The following is a 22,563-nucleotide window of genomic DNA, read 5'->3' on the forward strand; positions in this document are numbered from 1 at the left end:
ATCCATTCATAACGGGTCCGGGCCCCGGAACCTTCCCGGTGTCCACATCGTGGACAGTTTCCGGGAGATCCGGCTCACTGGGCCTGCGGGTTCGGGAACGCGTTCGGACGGCAGGTCTTGCCGTCGGCGGGCACGCTGCCGGCGTCGCCGCCCTGCGTGTCGTTGAGTTTCGCGACGTAGTCGTTCGCGACGCCGAACGTCTGCTGCATCATCACGGGCGCCAGCGCGCCCTCCTTGGCGCACCCCACGTGACCATTGCCGAGAGCGTGGCCGACCTCGTGGTTGATGGCGTACTGGCGGTACGCCGTCAGGTCGCTGCTGAACGCCTTCGCGCCTCGCACCCAGCGAGCGAGGTTGATCACGACCTCGCCGTTGACATGGCACGACGCCGGGTACGGGATCGCGTCGCCGCAGACGTCCTTCGCCGTCTCGGGAGTGGTGAGCCTCACGTAGAAGTCGGCCTCGGGTCCGCTGTCGTCGACTCGTTGCAGCCGCACGTCGCCACTGCTGACCCAGCCGCGGTCGTCGTCGGCGAGGATGGCTTCCACGGTCGAGGCGTAGCTGTCCTCCCCCGCGATGCCCGCAGGGTCGATACCGTCCTCGACCTCGATCGTGTAGCGCAGCAGCCGGCCGCCCGCGCCGACGGGATCGCTGCCGCCCGGCACGACGTGCCACGTGCCCTGCCCCCGACGGGTGAACTCGCTGCCGTCGGGCAGCTCGGCCGTGGGGATGTTCAGGTCCTGCTTTCCCGCCGGGATCTCGTCGACCCCGCCGCGGCCGCCGCTCTCGCCCGCGTCGGCCGCAACCGACGCGTCGCCCGCCTGGGCGCCGGGTTCGTCGGGATCGGTCTTGGTGGTGTCGACGACGACCAGCGCGGTGACCACGAGCAGCACCGGGATCGCGTACACCCGCCAGCCGTAGGTGGCGATCAGCTTGCGCAGACCGGACTTCGACTTCTTCGGACGCCCGCCCCGTCGCTCGCCGCCGGAATCCGCCCCGTGGGCGTCGTGGTCGGCAGCCACATCGATATCGGAGTGGGATTCCCGCAGCTCCGCGTCGGGGTCGTAGTCGTGGTCGTGGGGCCGCCACGACGCTCGCAGCGGTTCACCCGGCCTGCGCACTCCGGGCCCGTACCGCTCGTCGAGCGGCCGCGCGCCCGGCGCGCGGGGGCGCCGTGCGCGACCGGGGCCGCGGCCGGAATACCCGGTCCGCTCATCCTCCCGCCGTGCTTCGTGCGACACCCTGTCCACGCCGTCCAGACTGCCACACCGTTCGCGCCGCATGCGGTCTCACCCGGCGGGCTACCAGCGGCCGTCGGTGAGGTGTTCCCACATTCCCAGGACCGCTCGCGCCACGGTCACGGGACGTTCCATCTGGGCGACATGCCCCGTGCGGGGCAGCACCAGCAGCCGAGCCGACGGGATCGCATCGGCCGTACGCCGGGCGCGTCGCACCGAGATCACCCTGTCCTCGGTGCCCCACACCACGAGCGTCGGCACCTGCACCTGCGGCGCGGCCGACCACAGCGATCCGGGCCCCGGTGTGAACCACGACCGGAAGATCTCCAGCGTGCTGCGCGCCAGCGCGGCACCTGCCCACGCGTACTTCGAGCGCGCCGCGAACTCCTCGGCCTGCTCGGTGAGCCGGTGCCGCGGGAACCGGTCGGCGTCGGCGTAGACGAGCCGGATCGTCTGCAGCGCCCGTTCCTCGGGGGTCAGCCGCGCCAGCTGTCTGCGCGCGGGCGTGCCGATCACGGGCAGCATCGCCAGTGCCATCCGCGGGTCGGACAGTCTGCGCGGGTCCGGCCTGCGGTCGGGCATCGCAGGCGAGACGAGTGTGAGCGTGCGCACGAGTTCGGGCCTGCGCGCGGCCAGCAACAGTGAGACCGCCCCGCCCATCGAGTTGCCGAACAGGTCCACCGGACGTCCCAGCGACTCGAGGTAGCGGGCGACGACGTCGGCGTGCGCGTCCAGGCTGTAGGGGAACCCGCGGGGCGGCTCGGAGAAGCCGAATCCGGGCAGGTCCAGCGCGATCCCCTCGGCCTGCGGCGCCAGCTGTGCGGCCAGATCCGTCCAGTTCGTCGAGGAGCCGCCGAGGCCGTGCACGTACACCGCCGTCCGGTCCGGCAGGCCGGGCGTGCGCCGCACGTGGAGCCGCGCTCCGTCCTGGCCGCGGTCGTCACCTCCGCCGATGGCTTCCCACGAGCCCTCCCACGGGGGCAGCATCGGGTCGTAGGCGGGCAGCGACGCCCGTGACAGGGGCACGTGTGTCAACGGCCCGCGGCGCGTGTCCGCGGGCCGGACGGCAGGGCGCTGCCGGTGCTGCGGGATCGGGGCACTCGTCGACGATGCGGTCTCGAACACGACGTCCAGCATGCCGCATGAACTCGATGTTTGGCGTTACTTACATACTGGCGAGTAATGTGCCCTGGGAAGTCTGGAGGCAAGAGATGACCGAAACGGCGCACGGCAAGGGCGTGCGGCTGCCCCGCACGCAGCGACGTGCCCAACTGCTGACCGCGGCACAACAGGTGTTCGCTGCGAACGGCTACCACTCGGCGGCCATGGACGACATCGCCGAACAGGCGGGTGTCAGCAAACCGGTGCTCTACCAGCACTTCCCCGGCAAGCTCGAGCTCTACATCGCGCTGCTGGAAAGCCACGTCGACGACCTGGTGCGCGCGGTCGAGGACGCGCTCTCGTCCACCACGGACAACAAGCAGCGGGTCCAGAACGCCGTCGGCGCGTTCTTCGACTTCGTCAACGGCGACGCCGGTGCGTTCCGCATGGTCTTCGAATCCGATCTCCGCGGCGAACCCGACGTGCAGCGGGCCGTCGACAGGGCGACCAGCGCGACGGTGGACGCGATCGCCAAGACGATCATGTCCGACGCCGGGCTCGACGCGGAGCGGGCGCGACTGCTGGCCGTCGGCCTCGTGGGCATGAGCCAGGTCAGCGCGCGCTACTGGCTGGATCGCGGCAGCGACGTCAGCCGCGACGACGCCGTACGGCTCACGTCGACGTTGGCGTGGCGCGGGATCGGTGCGGGCTTCCCGCTTCAGCACCCCCTGTAGCGGCACCCCCTGTAGCGGCACGGTCCGTAGCGGCACCGTCCGCTGCGGTGCCCCCGGGCACGGCGGTGGTACCGGCGTCGGCGATCAGACCGGCAATCGCATCGGCGACACCGGTCCAGCGCTCCTGCGTGATCATGTGCCCCGCACCCGGGAACAGCACGAACCGCGCATGGGGCAGCTCCTCGGCGATGGCCTCCGCGTGCTCCACCGGCGTGAGCCGGTCCCGGTCACCGACGAGCACCACCGTCGGCACGGTCGCCAGCGCCGCCAGTGCGGTCACACGGTTGTGCAGCGAGATCGCGTTCTGGAACCCGCCGATACTGCGCGGATGTGCCTTGCGCAGCTGTTCCGCGACCGAGCGCACGTCGTCCTTCCGCGGCCGTTTGCCGAACACCAGGAACCGGCCGCCCAGTGCCGCCAGCGGCCGTGCCACCGGCAGCCGCTCCCGCCGGTAGGCCACCAGCAGCTTGGCGAGCCGGCGTTCCAGGCGCGCTGCACCCCTGCCCAGCGCGCCCGGAAAGCCGAGCGTGAGGCGGTCCATGTTCCCCGACGACGTCGCCACGAACGCCGCCCCGGCGACGCGTCGGGCCACCAGGTCCGGGTACCGGTCCGCGAGCGCCATGATCGTCATGCCACCCATCGAATGCCCTGCCAGCACGATCGGGCCCGACGGCACCTGCGTCGCGATGACCTCGGCGAGGTCGTCGGCCAGCCGGTCGATCGTCGCCGACCGCGGCCCCGCGGGGTCGGAGTCGCCGTGACCGCGCAGGTCGTAGCGCACGGTGCGCACCCCCGGGGAGAGTTCGCCCACCACGCGGTCCCAGGTGCGCCGATCCTGGGTCCACCCGTGCACGAGCACGAGCGTGACCCGATGGTCGCCGCCGCCTTCCGGTTCGCTGGTCTCGACGGCGATGCGCGCGCCGTCCGACGCGGTCACGGTCGTCACCACGGATGCCCTCACTTGTTCGGCAGCAGGCCCGCGCTGCGCCACAGCCTCATGCCGGGCGCGCCGACCAGGCCGGCCTCGTCGAGGAACGGCATGATCTTCTCGCCCGAGAACAACAGCGTGGCCCGCCAGTGCGGATTGTTCAGCGCAGCCTGGTACCCCTCCTTGGGGCGGATGCCGACGGCTTTGTAGACGTGCGGGTTGATCAGGCTGCGGCAGATGTGCCATGACACGAACGCGATCATCCAGCGCTGGTAGGCCAGCTCGACCTTGCCCATGCCCTTGATCCGGCGGGTCACCTCTTCACGCGCGAACGTGACGTGCCGCGCCTCCTCCAGCACGTGGATGCGGTTGACCATGCGCACCAGCGGCTGGATCTGCGGGTCGTTCATCTGCTCGCGCTGGAGCCGGTCGAGGATCTCCTCGGCGACCAGGATCGAGCCGTACAGCGCGGGGCCGTATCCGATGATCGGGAGGATCCTGGCCAGTCGGTGCCGCCACTTCACCGGACCGTAGTGCGGGCAGTCGAACCTGTTGGACATGCGCGCGAACATCGTCGAGTGCCGGCACTCGTCGGCGATCTCGGTCAGCGCGTACTGCGCGTGACTCGTGGTCGGGTCGCCGTTGTCGACCTCCTTGAGCAGCAGCTGCATGAGGATGACCTCGAACCAGATGCCGTTCGTGGCGATGCTGGCCATCTCGTGCTTGCCGAGCTCGATGCGCTGCTCGGGCGTGAGCCTGTCCCACAGTTCGGTGCCGTAGAGGCTCGAACGTTCCTCGGGGATGAACCGCTTGCCCTCGACGAGGGGAGCGTCCCAGTCGATGTCGACTTCAGGGTCGTAGAACTTGTTGGCCGACGACTTCAGAAGACGCTCAGCGGTCTTCTCCCGCCCGGCATCGCCCAGGGTCCGCGTCATTGCGGCCTACCACCTTTCACAGCTGACGGCTGGCTGCTCCCCGGCCGGCCCGCAATCCGGGGCTGCTCCGGGAGCACCTGTCGCAGTTCATGTAACTTCCAGTAACAGTTACTTCTGGTAGCATGAAAGGCATGCCGGACCCTGTCAAGTCGAGCAAGAAGAAGTCGTCCGACAAGGCAACACCCGGAAGTGGTGACGCCCGTAAGGACCGTTGGCGCAAGCACCGCATCGCACGCCGGGCCGAGTTCGTCGACGCGGCACTCGCCGCGCTCGAGGAGCAGGGCCCCGACCTCGGGATGGAACACGTCGCAGCCGCGGCGGGCGTGACCAAGCCGGTGCTCTACCGCCACTTCGAGGACAAGGCGGACCTCTACCTCGCCCTCGGCGACCGCGGCACCGAGATCCTCTTCGAACGCCTCATGCCCGCGATCAACACCGAGCTCGCCCCGGTACCCCGCATCCGCACGGCGCTCGACGCGTTCTTCACCGTGCTCGAAGAGCACCCCAACCTCTACCGCCTGCTCGCGCGCAGACGGTTCGCCGACCGCCCGCTGGACTCGGAGGTCACCGACGTCGTCGCGGAGGACAAGGCGCTCATCGCCAACGCGCTGACCGCGCTGCTCGGGGACTACCTGCGCATGTTCAACGTCGACTCCGGCGCGGCCGAACCCTGGGCGCACGGCGTGGTCGGGCTGGTCCACAACACCGGCGAATGGTGGTTGGCCAGGCGCAGCATGAGCCGCGACGCCGTGGTGGAGTACCTGACCCAGATCATCTGGGCGGCCATCGACGGCCTCGCCAGGCAGCACGGCATCGAGATCGACCCCGACCGGCCGGTCGATACCAACAAGATCGTCCAGTTCAGCCGCAGCGAGGACGCCGGCGACGACACCGCACGCCCCATCGACGAAGCTGGAGCAGCACAATGAGCGAACACGACGAGGACGGCTACACCGGCGCGGCGACACTGCTGGTGGACGAGACCGAAGTGGCGGTGGAGGTGCACCTGCGCGGCCACTTCCAGCCGATCGACGGCTACTACCACTGGTACGGCCGGATCAAGCCCAACGACGAGCTCATGACCCTCACCGGCGGCAAGAAGCGGAAGGTGCGACTGAGCACCCCGGAGGGCACCGCCGAGGGCGAGATCTCCGACCCCGACCCGTGGGACCGGTACCGGATCATGGGCACGAGCACCCCGCCGTTCGCGGTGCCGACCACCCTCGAAGAGGTCGAGGCGACCGCGCACTGAACCTGCCCGCACACGACGAACGCCGCGTCTCCCGATCCGGGAGGCGCGGCGTTCGCTGGTTCGAGGGGCGGCGGATCAGCCGCCGACGGCGAAGCCGACGCGACGGGAGTCCGACGGCGCGATCTCGACGTAGGCGATGCGGTCGGACGGGACCAGGTACTTACGGCCCTTGTCGTCGGTCAGGCTGAACAGGCCGTCGTCGGCACCCAGCGCTTCGGCGACCAGCTTCTCGACCTCCTCGGGCGTCTGGCCGCTGGACACCACCAGCTCCCGCGGGGTGTCCTTGATGCCGATCTTGACCTCCACGTGCAACCTCCGCTGCGAAAAAGTTGAGCCTGTTCGTTCCCCGTCCAGGCTAGCGCGCCGGACGTGTTCCACTCAGCCGAGGCCGAGGACCTGCATGCGCTTGGCGTGTCCCTGCTGGAGTTTGCGGAACAACGCGGCGATCCCGGACAGGTCGACCGAACCGGCCACGATGAGCTCGGCGAGCCCGTCCCGCTCGGCCACGATGTACTGCGCCTGCGTCAGCGCCTCCCCGAGCAGCCGCCGCGACCACAGCGACAACCGGTCGCGCTGGGTGCTGTCGGCCTCGATGGCAGCCGCCACCTCGCGTTCGGCGAACGCCGAATGACCGGTGTCGTCGAGCACCGTGAGCACGATGCGCCGCACCTCGTCGTCGAGCACGGTCGAGAGCTCGCGGTACAGGTCCGCGGCCAGGTTGTCGACGACGTACGCCTTGACCAGCGACTCCAGCCACGTCCGCGGCGCCGTCGACTCCTGGAACGCGTCGACGTGCTTGCGGAACGGCTGCATCGCCTCCTCGACCGAAGCACCGTGGGCGTACAGGTGGTTGGCGAGCATCTCGTAGTGCCCGATCTCCGCGCCTGCCATGGACGCCAGTGCGACCCGCCCGGCCAGGGTCGGAGCCGATCGCGCATCCTCGGCCAGCCGGTCGAACGCCGACAACTCGCCGTAGGCCAGGACCCCGAGCAGGTCGACCACGCCGCTACTGATTTCCGCACGCGCCTCCGTCACGCCGTTCACCGTAGTCGAGAGCGCAAACCGGCCAGCAGTTACCAACGACACGTGATCGAATGCGGCAGGCATCACGATATGTCGGCGTCTTCGCTGTACACTTGAGAACCGAGAGCGATTTTCACCACTCGTGAACGCCGCGAAAGACATATTCGTGGCACGTGAACACGCAGGTGAGAAGCAATGTGCGTGCACGCCTCGGCGATGTTCCCACACCGTATTTCTTCGCTGGTCATGAACGCGAAAGCACGGATGTGAGTGTGGTCGAGCCATCGCGGTATATGCCTGGCTTGCGCGCCGGTATGAGAGAGGCGATTTCCCATCATCCAGGACCAGAACCAGACCGCCGGCACCGATAGCGCCGACGGTCCCGCCACCGATGTCGCACCCGACGTCTCCCGGCCCGCGGCGGAAGCCGAAACGCCGGCCTTCGCCGAGTTCGGCCTGAAGCCCGAGATCATCTCGGCGCTCGAGGCGTCGGGCAAACACCGCACCTTCGCCATTCAGGCGCTTACGCTGCCGCTGGCCCTCAAGGGCGACGACGTCATCGGGCAGGCCAGGACCGGCATGGGCAAGACCCTGGGCTTCGGGGTCCCGCTGCTGCAGCGGCTCGACACGCCGGGCGACGGCACGCCGCAGGCGCTGATCGTCGTCCCCACCCGCGAGCTGTGCGTGCAGGTCACCAAGGACCTCGCCGAGGCGGGTGCGAACCTCGGCATCACCGTCGAGTCGATCTACGGCGGCAGGCCCTACGAACCGCAGATCGAAGCGCTGCAGCGCGGCGTCGACATCGTCGTCGGCACCCCCGGCAGGCTGCTGGACCTGGCCGAACAGCGCCACCTGGTGCTCGGCAAGGTGCGTTCGCTCGTGCTCGACGAAGCCGACGAGATGCTCGACCTGGGCTTCCTGCCCGACATCGAGCGCATCCTGCGGATGGTGCCGGACGAGCGGCAGACGATGCTGTTCTCGGCCACCATGCCCGGCCCGATCATCACCCTGGCCAGGACGTTCCTGACCCAGCCGACGCACATCCGCGCCGAGGAGAACGACGCGGGTGCCATCCACGAGCGCACGACGCAGTTCGTCTACCGGGCACACTCGCTGGACAAGCCCGAGCTGGTCGCGAAGGTGCTGCAGGCCACCGACCGTGGCCTGACGATGATCTTCACGCGCACGAAGCGCACCGCGCAGAAGGTCGCCGACGAGCTCACCGACCGCGGGTTCGCCGCGGCGGCCGTGCACGGCGACCTCGGCCAGGGCGCGCGGGAGCAGGCGCTGCGCGCCTTCCGCTCCTCCAAGGTGGACGTGCTCGTCGCCACCGACGTCGCCGCGCGCGGCATCGACGTCGACGACGTGACCCACGTCATCAACTACCAGATGCCCGAGGACGAGAAGACCTACGTCCACCGCATCGGCCGCACCGGCCGTGCGGGCAAGACCGGCGTGGCGGTCACGCTCGTCGACTGGGACGAGATCCCTCGCTGGAAGCTGATCTCCGACGAGCTCGGCCTCGGCCAGCCGGAGCCGGTGGAGACCTACTCGACGTCCAAGCACCTCTTCTCCGACCTCGGCATCGCCGAGGACGCGACGGGCCGCCTGCCGCTGAGCAAGCGCACCCGCGAGGGCCTGGCCGCGGAGGACGCCGAGGACCTGGGCGACAAGCGGCGCGAGCGGGGCGGGTCCCGCGAGCGCGGCGGGTCCAGGGAGAGCGGCGCGACCCGTTCGCGCAACCGCAAGCCCCGCAGGCGCACCCGTGGCGGCCAGTCCGCCGACGGCGATTCCGCCGAGTCCTCCGGTTCGACGTCGCAGGCCGACAGCGAGAACGGCGCCACGGCCTCGTCCGGTTCGGGCAGGTCGCGGTCGCGCCGCCGCACCCGCAGTGGCGGCAGCGGTTCGAAGCCCGCCACCGAGAGCCACGCCTCGGCCGACGGCGCCGCCTCCGGTGACGCCCAGGCCGACGGCGGCCAGCGTCCCGCGCGCAGGCGTCGCCGCCGTGGCGGCCGCGGCCGGGGCAGCGGCGAGGCCACGCAGGACAACGCTGCGCAGACCACCAACACGAGCGAAACGTCCGCCACGGCAGACTGACATCCGTGAGCTCCACCGGATCATTCCCGCCGGACTCCGGCGGCACGACCGGCGACACGGTCGGTAACAACAGCGGCTCCGCATCGACCACGGTGCGGAGCCGCCGCTCGCCGTGGGACCGCCGCCGCGACCGCATCGCGGCGGCGCTGCTCGGCGTGGCGGCCGTCGTGGCGGGCCTCGTCGTCTGGGCCGGCAGCGACAGCAGGGCCACGATCAGCGAGACCGCGCCCCCGCCCGCGAACACCCCCGCCCAGCCGGCGTCCGTGCCCGCCGAGTTCCACGAGGCGTGGCGGGCGCCGAGCGCAGCGACCCCCGCGCCCGTCGCGACCGCGGGCACCGTGATCACCGGCGACGGCGGCGAGGTCACCGGCAGGGACCCCGAGACCGGCTCGGTCCGTTGGCGGTACGCCCGCGACCTGCCGCTGTGCACCGTCGGCGCCGAGTGGGAACGCGCACTCGCCGTCTACCGCAAGGACGCGGGCTGCAGTGAGGTCACCCAGCTCGACGCGGGAACCGGCACGCGCACCGCGCAGCGCAACGGTGACGCCGAACGCGGCACCAGGCTCCTCGGCGACGGCGGATACGTGACCACCACGGGCGATCGACTGCTCAACACCTGGCGCGACGATCTGGTGAAGAGCATGGAGTTCGGCCGGGTGTACGCGCAGGTCAACGCGGGGTACCAGCCGCGGCCGAACTGCCGGTACGGCACCGTCGCCGCGGCGTCGGGCCGGGTCGGCGTGATCGAACGCTGCCCAGGCCGCACCGGTGCCCTGCTGACCGTGCTCAAGGCCGCGCCCGAGGAGTCCGACCAGCCGGAACAGGAGTTCTCCCAGACGTTGCCCGAACGAGGCGCCAAGCTCGTCGCGATGGTGCCGGGCGGCTCGGCGGTGCTGCTGCCCGAGGCGAAGGAACTGGTGCTGTACGACGCCAAGGGCCGGGAGCGGACTCGGTATCCGCTCGACCTTCCCCGGTCCGATCTGGACCGCGAACCGCGCGACGGGGTGATGCCCACCGTCCGCGGACCGCGGAACGTCTACTGGTTCACCGGATCCCGCACCATGGCACTGTCCACGGCGGACCTGACTCCGCAGTGGACGGTGCACAACACGCGCGGCGCCGGAACGTCGTACGCGGGCCGGTATCTCGCACCGATCGGCGGCGGCCTGGCCGTGCTCGACCCCGCGAGCGGCGACGCGGTCCGCACGATCGCCGTCGACCGAGACGACCATCGAGGTCAGATCACCATGGCCACCGCGGGCCCCGTCGTGCTCGAACGCCGCGGCGACGAGGTGGTGGCACTGCGATGACGGGAGACCCCCGATGACCGCGTTCTCCCAGCTGTCCCCGCACGGCGGCAGGCGCATCGACCTTCCCGGCGGCATCGCCGCGCTGTCCGGCCCCGCGCCGGCCGATGCGGGCGGCACCGCACTGCTCGTACCCGGCTACACGGGGTCGAAGGAGGATTTCGCCCCGCTTCTGGACGGCATCGCCGACGGCGGCCTGCATCCGCTGGCGATCGACCTGCCAGGCCAGTACGAGTCACCGGGACCCGACGACGAGACCGCCTACCTGCCGGACCGGCTCGGGGAGGTCGTCGCCGACCTGATCGCCTCGCTCGACGGCCCTGTCGTGCTGCTCGGCCACTCCTACGGCGGGCTCGTCTCCCGCGGCGCCGTGCTCGCGGGCGCGCCGGTCGCCGGGCTGACGCTGCTCGACAGCGGTCCCGCCCGGCTGCCGCACGGCCTCCGTGCACAGGCACTCGAAGCGGGTGAACCGCTGCTGCGCGCCCAGGGTGTCGAAGCCGTCTACGCAATTCGCGAACAGCTCGGCGGCCTGCCCGCCGCGGAACTGCGCGCGTTCCTGCGCACGCGGTTCGTCAGCTCGAGCGCGGCCGGCCTGCTCGGTATGGCCAGGGGCCTGCGCACCGAACCGGACCGCACCGACGAGCTCGCCGCCGCACTCGGCGACCGCCCCGCACTGGTCGTCGCGGGCGAACACGACGACGCCTGGTCGGTCGATCAGCAGAAAGACATGGCCCGCAGACTCGCCGCAGCGTTCACGGTCGTTCCGCAGGCAGCACACTCGCCCAACACCGAGAACCCGCACGTCCTGCTCGACGTCCTGCTCGCCGAATGGCGAGCCTGGATCTAGGGGCGTTCGGGAGCCACGGCCGTAGCCGGTCGTCGCCCCCCGCGTGTTCTGCATTCGGACCCGCGTGTTCTGCGTTCAGCCGCGCGTGTTCTGCGTTCACGCCCGAGCGCTCTGCATTCAGCCGCGTGTTGCGGCTTCCGGGGCCCGTGTTGCGGCTTCCGGGTGCCGGAAATGCTGTGTGGCCGCTCGGCGGTGGTCCGGGCGCCGCCGTGGCCGGTCAGTCGCCCATCCGGTCCGGTGTCCATGCATCGTCCGGTGTCCATGCACCGTCCGGGCTTCGCGGCCGTGTAGTGCGCAGATGGTCGCGCAGTGCGGCGAGCAGCGGGTGCTGATCCCCACTGCGGCACAGCAGGGCATGCGGGTACACGGGTGTGGGTTCGCGCAACGGGATTCGCCGCAGGTCGTGATTCCGAGGCCACAGGTACCGATCCCCGCTGCCGACGAGGCTGGCCAGCGAGGCCGAGTCGGCCAGCGCGTCCATCAGTGCCTCGTCACCGAAGTGGGGACCCAACGCGTCGATGCTCAACCCGAAGGCCTCGGACAGCGCCCGATAGAACGCCTCCCACTCAGATCCCCGCCTGATCCCGGGGATCCAGATGCGGTGGCCGGCCAGGTCCGCCGGCCTGACCGACGACTCGCTCGCCAGCGCATGGCCGGGCCCGACCAATAGCTCCAGCGGCGCGTCCAGCAGTCGTTCGGCTCGGATACCGGCAGGCACCTGGGATGCCGGCAGGGCGCGGAACGACGCGTCGACCGTTCCGTCGAGCACGGCTTGGGCGGCCTGGACCGCGTTCTCGTCGCTCAACGTGACCGCGTCCAGGTTCATCTCCGGGTGGGAAAGGTAGAACCGGTACACGGCCTGGGCCGGAGCGATACGCCGGTTGAGGACATCGACCCGCAACGGCCTGCTGCCGGGGCGCACGGCTAGCTCGGCTTGATCTAGAGCGTTGAGGACGTTCTTGGCGTGCGGCAGGAAGACCTGCCCGTCCAGCGTCGGCCGGGAGCCGCGGGAGGTCCGCACCAGGAGCGAGACCTCGAGATGACGCTCCAGGACGGCGATCCGCTTGGAGACCGCCTGCTGGCTGATCCACAGCTCGTCCGCCGCGGCCTGGAACTGGCCCGTCTCGGCGACGGTCACGAACGTCCGGAGCGCGTCGATATCCACATCGTCACCGTACTTTCACAACCGTCAGTTGTATCGCGTGCGGCGTAGTGTTGTTTGATCACGACTTCCGTGCGGTGGTGGGATCAGCGCATGTCCACCCGCACAGACCAGGTCATGTACGTCCACACGCCCGAGTTCGCGCACCACGCGGAACGGATCGCCGAGGTGACCGACGCGACGTCTCGGCTGAACGTGCTGCCGTTCAGCGACCACGAGAAGCGCGCCGAACTACTTTCCGTTGTTTTCGGCGGCCCACTCCCGAATTCGGTGACCATCTATCCGCCGCTGTTCACCGAACACGGACTGAACACGACATTCGGGGAGAACGTGTTCATCAACCAGGGGTGCACGCTCATGGACAAAGGCGGAATCCACCTGGGCAACGGCGTCATGATCGCCCCGAAGGTCAGCCTCATCACCGGAGGCCACCCGCTGCGCCTCGCCGAACGTCGCGAGTACCTCTCCTTCGCCCCGATCGTCGTCGAAGACGACGTGTGGATCGGGACGGCCGCCGTGGTCACCCAGGGAGTGACCATCGGAGCCGGTTCGGTGGTCGCCGCAGGCGCCGTCGTCACCCGGGACGTACCCGCAGGCACCCTGGTCGCGGGAGTCCCCGCCCACGTGATCAGAACGATCGAATGACCCCTGGCCGCCCCTCCGGCGGTCCGTGTCCCCTGCCGCCCGCAGCGCGCTACAACCGACACGCGCCGGTTCTCACGGCACTCGAGCGGCCGCCGTTCCAACCCCGGCCACCTCGGCCCGAATCGGCAGAACCGCCACCACCGTTCTCACGGCCTGCGGGCGCACGTAGTCCTCATCGCGGCCGGCCGCGGCTCAGCGGCCGACTGCCCGGCTGCCGCGGACTCACCTCGGCGCAGGCCGGACCTCATGCCCACCAACACGTCCACAGCACGATGCCGGCGAGACCGACCACGCCGACGCCCGCCAGCCCCGCGGCCGGGCCCCGTCCCCGGTCGACCAGCACCACCTGCAGCGCGAGTGCCGCCACCGCACCGAGCAGGTGCCACACGACGACCGCCATGCCCGGCCCGCCGTCGGTGGCGAGCGCCACCACGAGCACCACGACCGCCAACAGCGTGAATCCCGCGGCGACCGAGCCGGTGAAGCCCCGCCACGCGCGCCCGCCCGCCCCCGGCGCGTCCGGTTCGGTCACGGGCGTCTCCAGTGGTTCGGTGCGGTCGGCCGCTGCCGTCGTCCTCGTCCAGCCCGGAGCCCGGGTCACGACACACCCCCTGATGATCGGTCGGCTCCGGCCGTGGCGCGCGCCGAAGTCCCGTCCCCGCCGCGCTCGCCGTCACCGGCCGCGCCGTCCCCAGCGCCGCCGGTGCCGTCACCGGAGCCCCCGGTGCGGTCGTCATCGGCATCGTCGTGGAGCGGAGCGAGCAGATCCCACGACCGCGCCGCCGGGCCTGCCTGCTGTCCGGCGGGGCAGCTCGGACGGAAATCGCACCACGCGCAACGGCGGCCGGTACGCGCCGGGAACAGCTCGTCCGGGTCGCCGCCGTCGGCCAGCTTATCCGTGACCTGCTGCAGGTCGGTGGCCGTCTCCTCCGCCCGGGTGAGCTGCCTGCTCAGGCTGTCGGACGTGTGCTCGGCCGCAGCGACCGTGCCGCTCGGCAGATGGTGCAGCTCGACGCGCCGGCACGGCGTGTGCAGGGTCCGTTCGGCCGCGACGGCGTACAACGCAAGCGCTTGGGAGGAACGCGCCTCGTGCTCGTCGGGCGCACGCCTGCCGGTCTTGTAGTCGACGACCACGAGTTCGCCGTCACGCTCGTCGATCCGGTCGGCGCGACCTTCCACGATCATCGACGCCGGACCGTCCCCACCCGCCGCCGGCGCCGACACCCACCGCTCGACGCCACGAGGGTCGGTGTTCAGGTCGTGGTCGGCGACGTACCGGGAAGTCCACTCTTTCGCGAGCCGCCGGTACCGCCCGGCCTGTTCGGAATCGGCGAACCCGGCGCCCTTCCAGTGCCGGTCCACGAGCACGGCGGCGCGGGCAGGTGTGCGTTCGGCAGCGGGCAGGTCGAACAGGGCACGCAGGGCGTTGTGCACCACCGCGCCGAGGGTGCTGTGCGCCCACGGCCCCGTGCGCTGCGGCGTCGGACGGTCGACGTACGCCAGGCGGTAGCGGCGCGGGCAATCGTCGAACGTCGACAACCGCGCCGGCGTCACCTTCATCAGGCGACGCGGCGTCACACCGAAGTCGAACCCCAGTTGCTCCATCACGCGCACCGTACCGACAGTCCCCGACACCTCACGCGCCGGCGATGAAGCCGCGCACCGAATCCGCCACCAGCTGCACCGCGATCGCCGCCAACAGCAGACCGGCGATCTTCGCGAGCAGCGTGATGCCGCTCTCCCGCAGCACCTTGATGAGGACTCCGGAGTAGCGCATGCACACCCAGATGATCACGTGGACGGCCACGATGGCGCACGCCAGCGCGATGTAGCCGCCGGCATCGCCGTCGGCCTCGCGGACGAACACGATCGTCGCGGCGATGGCACCCGGCCCGGCCAGCAGCGGAGTCCCCAGCGGCACCAGTGCGACGTTCACGTCGTCGGCCACTTCGGGCTCACTGCCGCCCTTGCTGGTGAGCAGGTCCAGGGCGACGAGCAGCAGGAGCAGCCCGCCCGCGCCCTGCAACGCCGGGATGCCGATGCCCAGGTAGGCCAGGATCGCCTGTCCCGCGACGGCGAACAGCGCGACGACCAGGAACGACACCAGCACCGCCTGCAACGCGGCCCGCGCCCGCGCCGACGGTTGTTTGCGGCCGACGAGACTCAAGAACACCGGCACCGTGCCGGGCGGATCCATGATGACCACGAGCGTGATCAGAGCCTCGGTGAACAGCGTCAGGTTGAAGTAGTCCATCGCCGCCTCAGCCGCCGACCACGACGTCGGTCCCCGTGGCCTGCGCGACCAGTGCGTCGAACTCCTCCGGCGGCGTGACCTCCTGGCCGATCCGGATCGACTTGTTCGTTCCGTGGTAATCGCTCGACCCGGTGCGCACGAGCCCGAGATCCTTCGCCAGGGCGCGCAGCTCGTCGCGAGTGCGCGCGTCGTGATTGGGGTGGTCGACCTCGACCCCGGTGAGACCGCGTCGTGCCAGCGTCTCGACGACCTCGGCCGTCACCGTCGGGCCACGCTGGAACGCGAACGGATGCGCCAGCACCGTCACACCGCCCGCCTCGGCGATCATGTCGATAGCATGTTCGACCGGGGTGTCCCGGCGCGGCACCGAGTACCCGCGACCGGTCGCCAGATAGCTCGCGAACGCCTCGTCGACGGTGTCGCACAGCCCCGCACGCACGAGCGCCTGCGCCAGGTGCGGCCTACCGGCCGGGGCGTCCGGGCCGAGGCTGCCCAGGATCTCGTCGGCGTCCACCGGCAGCCCGTCGGCGGCCATCCGGTCGGCGATCGCCCGCAGGCGCGACCGTCGCTGTTCCCGCAGTCGCCGCTGCTCGGCGACGATGGCGGGGGCGTCGGGGTCGAACAGGTAGGCCAGCAGATGCACGCTGACCCGCCCACCGCGGCCGTCGTCGGATACGCACGACAGTTCGGCCCCTGGCACGAGCCGAATCCCCAGCGGCAGTGCCTCGGCCGCCGGCCGCCAGCCCGCGGTCGTGTCGTGGTCGGTCAGCGCCACGACACCGAGCCCGGCGGCCGCCGCGACGGCGACGAGCTCGGCGGGGTCGTCCGTGCCGTCGGAGACGGTCGAATGGGTATGCAGGTCGATGCGCACGACGTCCATTGTCCAACACGCGTGCGGGGCGCCCCCGCGGCAGGCACCGCGACGACCGCAGCACGTGGTCCTGCGCTGCAGCGACGACGCAGGACCGTCAGCCGCGGACCTTCTTGCCGCGGGCGGCGCGCTGCGCCTTGATCATGGAGAACCGCTCGGCCTGCTTCTGCTTGTCGCCGAAGACGAGCTCCGAGATCGTGTCGTAGAAGTTCTCCGGCTCCGGCAGGTACCGGATCTTGTTGAGCGCCTGGATCTGGCCGGCCGACTCGATGACCGTCGTGCCGTACCCGAAGATGCGCCCGCCGAAGGTCCGCTCGTAGGTGAGGTCGGTGACCTTGGTGATCGGCATCATCAGCACCTGCGTGGTCCAGACGCCGGTCGTCATGATGAACCGCTTGTCGGTCACGACGAGGCGTTCCACCCACCATTCGATGACCTTGTACGAGAACCAGAGGACGACGCCGAGCGCGGCGTACCAGAGCAGGTTCTGTACGACCCACATCGACGGCGGGAGGATGTACGAGATCATCACGCAGATCGCGATCATGGCGATGGCCTCGAATACGTTCCACCCGAGACACGCCCAATGGCGTCGGATGCGGATCACCCGACGTTCGGTGTCGAGGAGGTACTCGTCTGGGTCGCGTGGTGCGAACATGAACCGAGGGTAACGCGCGTCAGGTGAAGATGTTGCTGACGAACGTGATCACGGCCTCGGCGGCGTCGCGCAGGAAGCCGATGATGTTGTTGACAAAACCCGCAGCTTGACCTGGCTGCGCGATCACGAAGAACAGAACCAACGCGACAGCGGCAATTCCTGCGAGCTTCTTCGCGTTCACGGCGATCAATCCCGTCTCTCGAGTGCAGACCAGTTGCTTGGACCTGTTGGGTGAGGTGCCACTAAGTTTGTACCGCACTACCTGTCGCTACGGGAGGTAAGTCCTGCGCTTGGGGCAGTACGCGCGGTGATCGTAGCGTGATCGCTACCCATCGTGACCACAGGGGCGGGCGCCGCCGCATCGCGTTGACCTCCTGCACGCGGGGCTTCCGGAGGCCGGCAGGACGGATACGACGGCCCGCTCGTCGCGGCCGAGGGACGGGAGCGGGATGGATCACATCCGGTGCGTGGGCGGGATCGTGCACGACGCCGCGGGCAGGCTGCTGCTCATCCGTAGGGCGAATCATCCGGCACGGGGCCGCTGGTCACTGCCGGGCGGACGGGTCGAAGCGGGCGAGACCGACCGCGCCGCGGTGGTGCGGGAACTCGCCGAGGAGACAGGACTGGCCGTCGAGGCAGGTCCGTTCGTCGGCAGCATCATGCGCGAGCCGTACCTGATCAACGACTACCGCTGTCTCGTTCGCGGTGGGCGGCTGACGCCGGGCGACGACGCGTCCGACGCCCGGTGGGTCGACCACCGTGAACTCACTCGGATGGACGACCACGACGAGTTGACGGAAAACCTGGTCAACACTTTGCGTGCATGGGACATGCTGCCCCACGACTCTCAGTGAGGACTCGAGCCGGGTCCGTAGCGAACGCCACCGGCGTCCGGCGCGGACCCGTGTCTCACGGGCCGAGCCAGGTCATCCGCTGCCCGTGCGGATCGGCAAGCGCGAGCGCCTGCGCGTCGGGACTGCCGTTCTTCCAGGTCACAAGGCCGAGCGTGGGACGCGCCGTCACTCCGTAGGCCAGCTCGTCCCTGCCGGGCAGCACCACGTCGAGCCCGGCCTCGTACGACTCGAGCGTGACCCACCACACCGGTCGTTTCTCGGCGATTTCACCCACCGCAGTGACGAACGCTTCGCGCCGGTCGGCCGCCATGTAGGCCATCACGTGGCTGCTGAACAGCACGAGGGGCAGTTCCTCCGGAACCCGCGCCGCGGCCGCGGCCAGGTCGTCGACGGCGTCGCCCGCCACCAGTTCCGGGACGTCCTTGGCCTGGGCCGCCGCTGCCGTGCGCAGCATGCGGATCCGGTCCGGCTGATCGGCCCACACGCACGCCTCGAGCCAGGCGAGTTCGTCGTCGTCCTGCGCGTCGACCGGATTGCGGTCCAGGCCGACCTTCGCGCCGACGTTCAGCTTCGTCGGCACCGTCGGCGGCCCGGCCCCTTCGGCGAGCTCGACCGCGCAGTGCAGGCCGACGGGTGTCTTCTTCGGACCCGCCGTGAGCTGTTCCCCGCCCGGCAGTCGGTACTGGTACGCGAACCGGTCCATCCCCAGCAGCAACCCGGCGCTGCAGCCCACCTCGAGCAGGCCGACCTTGCCCTTCGCCTGCTTCGCCGCACGCGCCACGGCCGGATACAGCACGGCCGCGCGGTTGACCTCGTTGGTCTGGGTGAACCGGGTGCGCACGATGTCCGCCACACGGTCGGCGCGTTCGAGCAGGAACGTGCGGAACTCGGGCCAGGTCGCACCGTCCACGCCGTCCATCCCGCCGAGCGACGGGTAGTACCGCGACAGCGGGTGGATCGGCTCCGCCTGGATCAGCCGGTGCGCGGCCGCCAGCAGCAACGTCGGGTGCGTGTCCCCGTCGGTGCCCGCCTCCGACAGCAGCGCGGCGACGTCGTCGTCCTCGGCGGCATGGCCCGCGAGATGGGAGTACAGCGGCGAAATCCCGGCCGCCTCGTGGTCGGCGAACCGCCGCAGCCGTTCCTTCACCGTGCCGACATCAGCCATGCCGGCGCTCCGGCCCGACGATCACCCAAGTTCCGAACCGCACGTCAGAGCCCTCCTCGAAGATCCCCCAGCGATGATGCGAGACAACCCTAGAGGTACCCTTGACCATCGGCGCGCAATGCGTCAACGCGAGCAACACCACGTCGCGTGCAGACCGGCCGAAGGAGGTGAGGAATGCAGATGAGCAGTGACGATAGTCCGCTCAGTACCGCCAGCCCGCTCAGTACGGGCACCGCTTCCTCACGCCGGCCCGAATCGGCCTGACCCTCCGGCGAGCAGCGTCCGGACCGACCACGTCGGCCAGTCGCACCTCCCCTTGCCGCGAGCGGCATGCGCCACGGGTTGCAGGCGGCGAGTCCACTCGCCGTGGCAGCCCTGTTCGCTCCAGCGCGGAAGCGGTCCTGAGCACCCGCCGAGCTCGACCGGTTGAACACCGGCCGGGCGTGGCACCTCAGTGATGATCCGGCGACACTCAGCCTGGAGAAGCCATGCCTGCGATTCCTTCCTTCGGCAACCTGCGGGGCCGTGGCGGCAGAGGCGCCCGTGGGCGCCGCGCCCCGGCGCAGGCCCCGCAGCGCCGGCCGCAGCCGCTGTCGGCCTCCGTCGTCGACTGCGGCGTCTACATCGGTGGCCAGCGCAAGCCCGGCACCTGGACACACGAAGAGGCGGTCAACGAGGTCCGCGGCCGCGACGACGGCTTCGTGTGGATCGGCCTCCACGAGCCGACCGAACCCCAGATCCAGGGCATCGCCGAGACGTTCGGCCTGCACGAGCTGGCCGTCGAGGACGCCGTGCACGCGCACCAGCGGCCGAAGCTCGAGCGCTACGACGACACGCTGTTCATGGTGTTCCGCACCGTGCGCTACGTGGAGCACTCCTCGCCGACGACGGCCAACGAGATCGTCGAGTCCGGCGAGCTCATGGCGTTCCTGGGCAAGGACTTCATCATCACCGTGCGACACGGGAACCACACGGGGCTGGCGCAGTTGCGGCGCGAGCTGGACGCCGATCCGGAGCGGCTGCAGAACGGGCCGGCCGACGTCCTGCACGCGATCGCCGACCACGTCGTCGACCACTTCCTCGACGTCACCGACAAGATCGAGGACGACATCGACGAGATGGAAGCCGAGGTGTTCGCCCCGCGCAGCCGCGTCACGTCGGAGCAGATCTACCTGTTCAAACGTGAGGTGCTGGAGCTGCGGCGTGCGGTCTCGCCGCTGGCGACGCCGCTGCGCAGGCTCTCCGAGGGCTACACCCGGCTGGTGCCCGAGGACGTGCGCTCGTACTTCCGCAACGTGCACGACCACGTCACGACGGTCGCCGAGCGCGTCGAGTCGTTCGACGAGCTGCTGACGACCCTGGTCGACGCCACGCTGGGGAAGATCACGCTGCAGCTCAACTCGGACATGCGCAAGATCACCGCCTGGGCGGCGATCATCGCGGTGCCGACCGCGATCGCGGGCATCTACGGCATGAACTTCGAATACATGCCGGAGCTGAACTTCAAGTTCGGCTATCCGCTGGTGCTCGCGATCATTCTCGGCCTCTGTCTGCTGCTCTATCGAATATTCCGGAAGAACCGCTGGCTCTGAGCACGCGCTCGGGCCGGCACTGAGGGGCACATCCGGGTTCGATCGATCATTCATGGGGAGTTGTCATGATCCGCAAGCTCACCGACCTGAAGTTCTGGGGCGTCATGCTCGGCATCGCCTGGCTCGTCGTGGTCATCGCGTTCATCGCGATGAACCCCGACGCCGCCGCGGTGACCCACTGACGCGGCAGCGCTGACCCAAACGTCGCGCGTGTCCTGCGCCCACCCGTCGCCCGGCCGCCACCCCCTAGCGACGCGCTGACGCGCGGCTACGTCGTCGCGCGTGTCCTGCGCTCAGCCACGCGTGTCCTGCACTCAGAACCGCGTGTGCTGCGCCCGCGTCGGCGTACCCTGTCGCCATGGTGCGAGCACTGGTGGTCGCCGACGAGGTCGACGAGTCACTGTGGTGCGGCCGTGACCTCGACCCGCGGGTCGACGTGGTGCTCGGCGCGGGCGATCTGCCGTTCGGCTACCTCGAGCACCTCGCGAACCTGCTCGACGTGCCGCTGGTGTTCGTGCCGGGGAACCACGACCCGGATCTGACGGGATTCACGCGTCACCGTGGCCTGCCGCTGCGGGGCGGCATCCCGACGGCCTGGCCGGGGCCCGCCGGCGGGATCGACGCCGACGGCCGCGTCGTCACGGCCGCGGGCCTGCGGATCGCAGGGCTCGGCGGATCGGTGCGCTACAACGGTGGGCCGAACCAGTGGTCGCAGCGCGCGCAGGCACGCAGAGCGCGCAGGCTGGTCCGGCGGTGCCGGGGTCGGCCCGTGGACGTCCTGCTGACCCACGCTCCGCCGCGCGGGGTCGGCGACCGCGACGATCCGCCCCACCACGGCTTCGACTGTCTACACGAGACCGTCCGGCGACTGCGGCCGCGGTGGCTGCTGCACGGCCACATCCACCCCTGGGGCGAGGCCGCGGGCGATCGCAGACTGGCGGGCACCACGGTGCGCAACGTCGTGGGCAGCCACGTGCTCGAACTCGGGTCGCTGGTGGGCTCGGCATGAACCGCGACACCGGGTTCCCCCGCGCCGACGCCGAGCACGACTTCCTGCGCGCCCGCAGGCGGCAGGTGCTGTCGCGACTCGCGACCTGGCTGCGCCGCGAACCCGACGACGTGAACATCACGCTGCCGTTCGGCGAGGTGGTCGCCGCGCTCGGCTGGGAGGGGCAGCGCCGCCTCGGCCTGCGTGTGATCAAGCTGGACAGCATCGTCGGCAGTGTCGACCGTGACTCCGACTTCGACCGCCGGTTCCGGCCGACCTCGGGCCGGGTCCGCCAGCGCTGGGAACGCCTCGCGCTGGCCAGTCGCCGCGGCGAGGCGATCCCGCCGATCGAGGTGTACCGCGTGGGCGAACTGCACTTCGTCATCGACGGTCATCACCGGGTGTCCGTGGCGCACGCCCTGGGGCTCGACACGATCGACGCGTTCGTCACCGAGGTCCGCACGAAACTCGACCCGGCCGGCATCCGCCACCGCGGCGACCTCATCGTCAAGGACTACCGGCGGCTGTTCCTCGAACGCGTGCCGCTCACCGGCCAGGCCCGCGCCTCGGTCGTGGTGACCGACCCGTGGGACTACGCGGAACTCGGCGAACACGTCGAGGCGTGGGGGTTCCGGCTGATGCAGGACTCCGGCGTGTTCCTCGACCGGGCGACGATCGCCGCGCGGTGGTACACCGACGAGTACGAACCGGTGGTTCGGATGCTGCGCCAGGCCGACCTGGTGGGGTCGCGCACCGAGGCCGAGGCGTACCTGTGGGTCGCGGGTGAGCGCTACCGGCTCATCCGGACGCATTCGTGGGACGACGCCGTCATCGAAGCGATCCGCTCCCGGCGCCGCTGACCCCGCAACGGCCGAATCGGCGAAGGTGCGTCCCGGCGGGACACACCTTCGC

24 protein-coding genes and 1 pseudogene are annotated in these 22,563 nt (G+C 70.3%); 11 read left to right on the forward strand and 14 right to left on the reverse strand.

Annotated elements, in window-relative coordinates; translation table 11 throughout:
• Positions 1–74 precede the first annotated feature (74 nt).
• Together LY40_RS24410 and LY40_RS24415 are read right to left on the reverse strand one after the other, a co-directional pair.
• The gene (locus LY40_RS24410; RefSeq protein ID WP_258938283.1) at positions 75–1,250 is read right to left on the reverse strand and encodes a DUF3152 domain-containing protein; all 1,176 of its coding nucleotides are present in this window, start codon (positions 1,248–1,250) and stop codon (positions 75–77) included.
• 51 nt (positions 1,251–1,301) lie between these two features.
• The gene (locus LY40_RS24415; protein WP_258938355.1) at positions 1,302–2,225 is read right to left on the reverse strand and encodes an alpha/beta fold hydrolase; all 924 of its coding nucleotides are present in this window, start codon (positions 2,223–2,225) and stop codon (positions 1,302–1,304) included.
• Between the two features lie 224 nt (positions 2,226–2,449).
• On the opposite strand from LY40_RS24415, the gene LY40_RS24420 reads away from it, so the two are divergent.
• On the forward strand, positions 2,450–3,073 hold the full coding sequence (locus LY40_RS24420; protein WP_183779151.1) for a TetR/AcrR family transcriptional regulator: 624 nt from the start codon (positions 2,450–2,452) through the stop codon (positions 3,071–3,073).
• Here LY40_RS24420 and LY40_RS24425 read toward each other — a convergent pair.
• Together LY40_RS24425 and LY40_RS24430 are read right to left on the reverse strand one after the other, a co-directional pair.
• Positions 3,012–4,010 carry an alpha/beta fold hydrolase gene (locus LY40_RS24425; RefSeq protein WP_372497781.1) on the reverse strand — a complete coding sequence of 333 codons (999 nt, stop codon included), beginning with the start codon at positions 4,008–4,010 and terminating at the stop codon, positions 3,012–3,014. The two genes, LY40_RS24420 and LY40_RS24425, sit on opposite strands and share 62 nt — an antisense overlap.
• A gap of 20 nt (positions 4,011–4,030) precedes the next feature.
• Entirely contained in the window at positions 4,031–4,936 is a 906-nt protein-coding gene (locus LY40_RS24430) for an AurF N-oxygenase family protein (protein ID WP_183779153.1), read from the reverse strand.
• Positions 4,937–5,058: 122 nt separating this feature from the next.
• Between LY40_RS24430 and LY40_RS24435 the strand changes: the two genes are divergently transcribed.
• Positions 5,059–5,865: a TetR/AcrR family transcriptional regulator gene (locus tag LY40_RS24435; protein ID WP_183779155.1), complete on the forward strand. Its 807-nt coding sequence runs from the start codon at positions 5,059–5,061 to the stop codon at positions 5,863–5,865.
• Positions 5,862–6,188, forward strand: a complete 327-nt coding sequence (locus tag LY40_RS24440; protein ID WP_183779157.1) for a DUF4873 domain-containing protein — start codon at positions 5,862–5,864, stop codon at positions 6,186–6,188. The genes LY40_RS24435 and LY40_RS24440 overlap by 4 nt, the downstream gene beginning before the upstream one ends.
• Before the next feature lie 75 nt (positions 6,189–6,263).
• On the opposite strand, the gene LY40_RS24445 is transcribed toward LY40_RS24440, so the two are convergent.
• Positions 6,264–6,494 (reverse strand): DUF3107 domain-containing protein, encoded by a 231-nt coding sequence (locus LY40_RS24445; protein WP_183779159.1) that lies wholly within the window; start codon positions 6,492–6,494, stop codon positions 6,264–6,266.
• 72 nt (positions 6,495–6,566) lie between these two features.
• Positions 6,567–7,223: a ferritin-like fold-containing protein gene (locus LY40_RS24450; protein ID WP_258938284.1), complete on the reverse strand. Its 657-nt coding sequence runs from the start codon at positions 7,221–7,223 to the stop codon at positions 6,567–6,569.
• A 321-nt stretch (positions 7,224–7,544) separates the two neighbouring features.
• Here LY40_RS24450 and LY40_RS24455 point away from each other — a divergent pair, with 321 nt between their 5' ends.
• From LY40_RS24455 to LY40_RS24465, 3 genes are read left to right on the forward strand one after another with little or no spacing between them, the layout of a single operon-like run.
• A complete protein-coding gene (locus LY40_RS24455; RefSeq protein WP_183784916.1) occupies positions 7,545–9,308 on the forward strand; it encodes a DEAD/DEAH box helicase in 1,764 nt (587 codons plus the stop codon).
• A gap of 5 nt (positions 9,309–9,313) precedes the next feature.
• Positions 9,314–10,618 carry an Rv3212 family protein gene (locus LY40_RS24460; protein WP_258938285.1) on the forward strand — a complete coding sequence of 435 codons (1,305 nt, stop codon included), beginning with the start codon at positions 9,314–9,316 and terminating at the stop codon, positions 10,616–10,618.
• 13 nt (positions 10,619–10,631) lie between these two features.
• Positions 10,632–11,462, forward strand: coding sequence for an alpha/beta fold hydrolase (locus LY40_RS24465; protein ID WP_258938286.1), 831 nt, complete (start codon positions 10,632–10,634; stop codon positions 11,460–11,462).
• 217 nt (positions 11,463–11,679) lie between these two features.
• Here LY40_RS24465 and LY40_RS24470 read toward each other — a convergent pair whose 3' ends face one another.
• Entirely contained in the window at positions 11,680–12,627 is a 948-nt protein-coding gene (locus LY40_RS24470; protein WP_258938287.1) for a LysR family transcriptional regulator, read from the reverse strand.
• Between the two features lie 90 nt (positions 12,628–12,717).
• Here LY40_RS24470 and LY40_RS24475 point away from each other — a divergent pair, with 90 nt between their 5' ends.
• The gene (locus LY40_RS24475; RefSeq protein ID WP_221212637.1) at positions 12,718–13,269 is read left to right on the forward strand and encodes a sugar O-acetyltransferase; all 552 of its coding nucleotides are present in this window, start codon (positions 12,718–12,720) and stop codon (positions 13,267–13,269) included.
• Positions 13,270–13,513: 244 nt separating this feature from the next.
• On the opposite strand, the gene LY40_RS24480 is transcribed toward LY40_RS24475, so the two are convergent.
• From LY40_RS24480 to LY40_RS24505, 6 genes and pseudogenes are all read right to left on the reverse strand, one after another.
• On the reverse strand, positions 13,514–13,870 hold the full coding sequence (locus LY40_RS24480; RefSeq protein WP_183779167.1) for a hypothetical protein: 357 nt from the start codon (positions 13,868–13,870) through the stop codon (positions 13,514–13,516).
• Positions 13,871–14,022: 152 nt separating this feature from the next.
• Positions 14,023–14,874, reverse strand: a pseudogene (locus LY40_RS24485) (RecB family exonuclease); the annotation flags it as partial.
• Positions 14,875–14,905: 31 nt separating this feature from the next.
• The gene (locus LY40_RS24490; protein ID WP_183779171.1) at positions 14,906–15,523 is read right to left on the reverse strand and encodes a MarC family protein; all 618 of its coding nucleotides are present in this window, start codon (positions 15,521–15,523) and stop codon (positions 14,906–14,908) included.
• Positions 15,524–15,530: 7 nt separating this feature from the next.
• On the reverse strand, positions 15,531–16,403 hold the full coding sequence (locus tag LY40_RS24495) for a PHP domain-containing protein (RefSeq protein WP_258938288.1): 873 nt from the start codon (positions 16,401–16,403) through the stop codon (positions 15,531–15,533).
• A gap of 88 nt (positions 16,404–16,491) precedes the next feature.
• Positions 16,492–17,052, reverse strand: a complete 561-nt coding sequence (locus LY40_RS24500) for a PH domain-containing protein (RefSeq protein ID WP_183779175.1) — start codon at positions 17,050–17,052, stop codon at positions 16,492–16,494.
• 19 nt (positions 17,053–17,071) lie between these two features.
• Entirely contained in the window at positions 17,072–17,233 is a 162-nt protein-coding gene (locus tag LY40_RS24505; protein WP_183657701.1) for a hypothetical protein, read from the reverse strand.
• A 268-nt stretch (positions 17,234–17,501) separates the two neighbouring features.
• Between LY40_RS24505 and LY40_RS24510 the strand changes: the two genes are divergently transcribed.
• A complete protein-coding gene (locus LY40_RS24510; protein WP_183779177.1) occupies positions 17,502–17,906 on the forward strand; it encodes an NUDIX hydrolase in 405 nt (134 codons plus the stop codon).
• Positions 17,907–17,961: 55 nt separating this feature from the next.
• Here LY40_RS24510 and LY40_RS24515 read toward each other — a convergent pair whose 3' ends face one another.
• Positions 17,962–19,071: a DUF2332 domain-containing protein gene (locus tag LY40_RS24515; protein WP_258938289.1), complete on the reverse strand. Its 1,110-nt coding sequence runs from the start codon at positions 19,069–19,071 to the stop codon at positions 17,962–17,964.
• Positions 19,072–19,559: 488 nt separating this feature from the next.
• Between LY40_RS24515 and corA the strand changes: the two genes are divergently transcribed.
• The 3 genes from corA to LY40_RS24530 all read left to right on the forward strand — a co-directional run bounded on the left by corA (position 19,560) and on the right by LY40_RS24530 (position 22,511).
• Positions 19,560–20,663: a magnesium/cobalt transporter CorA gene (gene corA / locus LY40_RS24520; protein ID WP_183779181.1), complete on the forward strand. Its 1,104-nt coding sequence runs from the start codon at positions 19,560–19,562 to the stop codon at positions 20,661–20,663.
• Between the two features lie 358 nt (positions 20,664–21,021).
• Positions 21,022–21,672, forward strand: coding sequence for a metallophosphoesterase family protein (locus tag LY40_RS24525; RefSeq protein WP_183779183.1), 651 nt, complete (start codon positions 21,022–21,024; stop codon positions 21,670–21,672).
• A complete protein-coding gene (locus LY40_RS24530) occupies positions 21,669–22,511 on the forward strand; it encodes a ParB N-terminal domain-containing protein (RefSeq protein WP_183779185.1) in 843 nt (280 codons plus the stop codon). Before LY40_RS24525 ends, LY40_RS24530 begins: the two co-directional genes overlap by 4 nt.
• Positions 22,512–22,563: the final 52 nt, after the last annotated feature.

The sequence above is a fragment of the Prauserella salsuginis genome (assembly GCF_024648885.1).
Lineage (GTDB): Bacteria > Actinomycetota > Actinomycetes > Mycobacteriales > Pseudonocardiaceae > Prauserella > Prauserella salsuginis.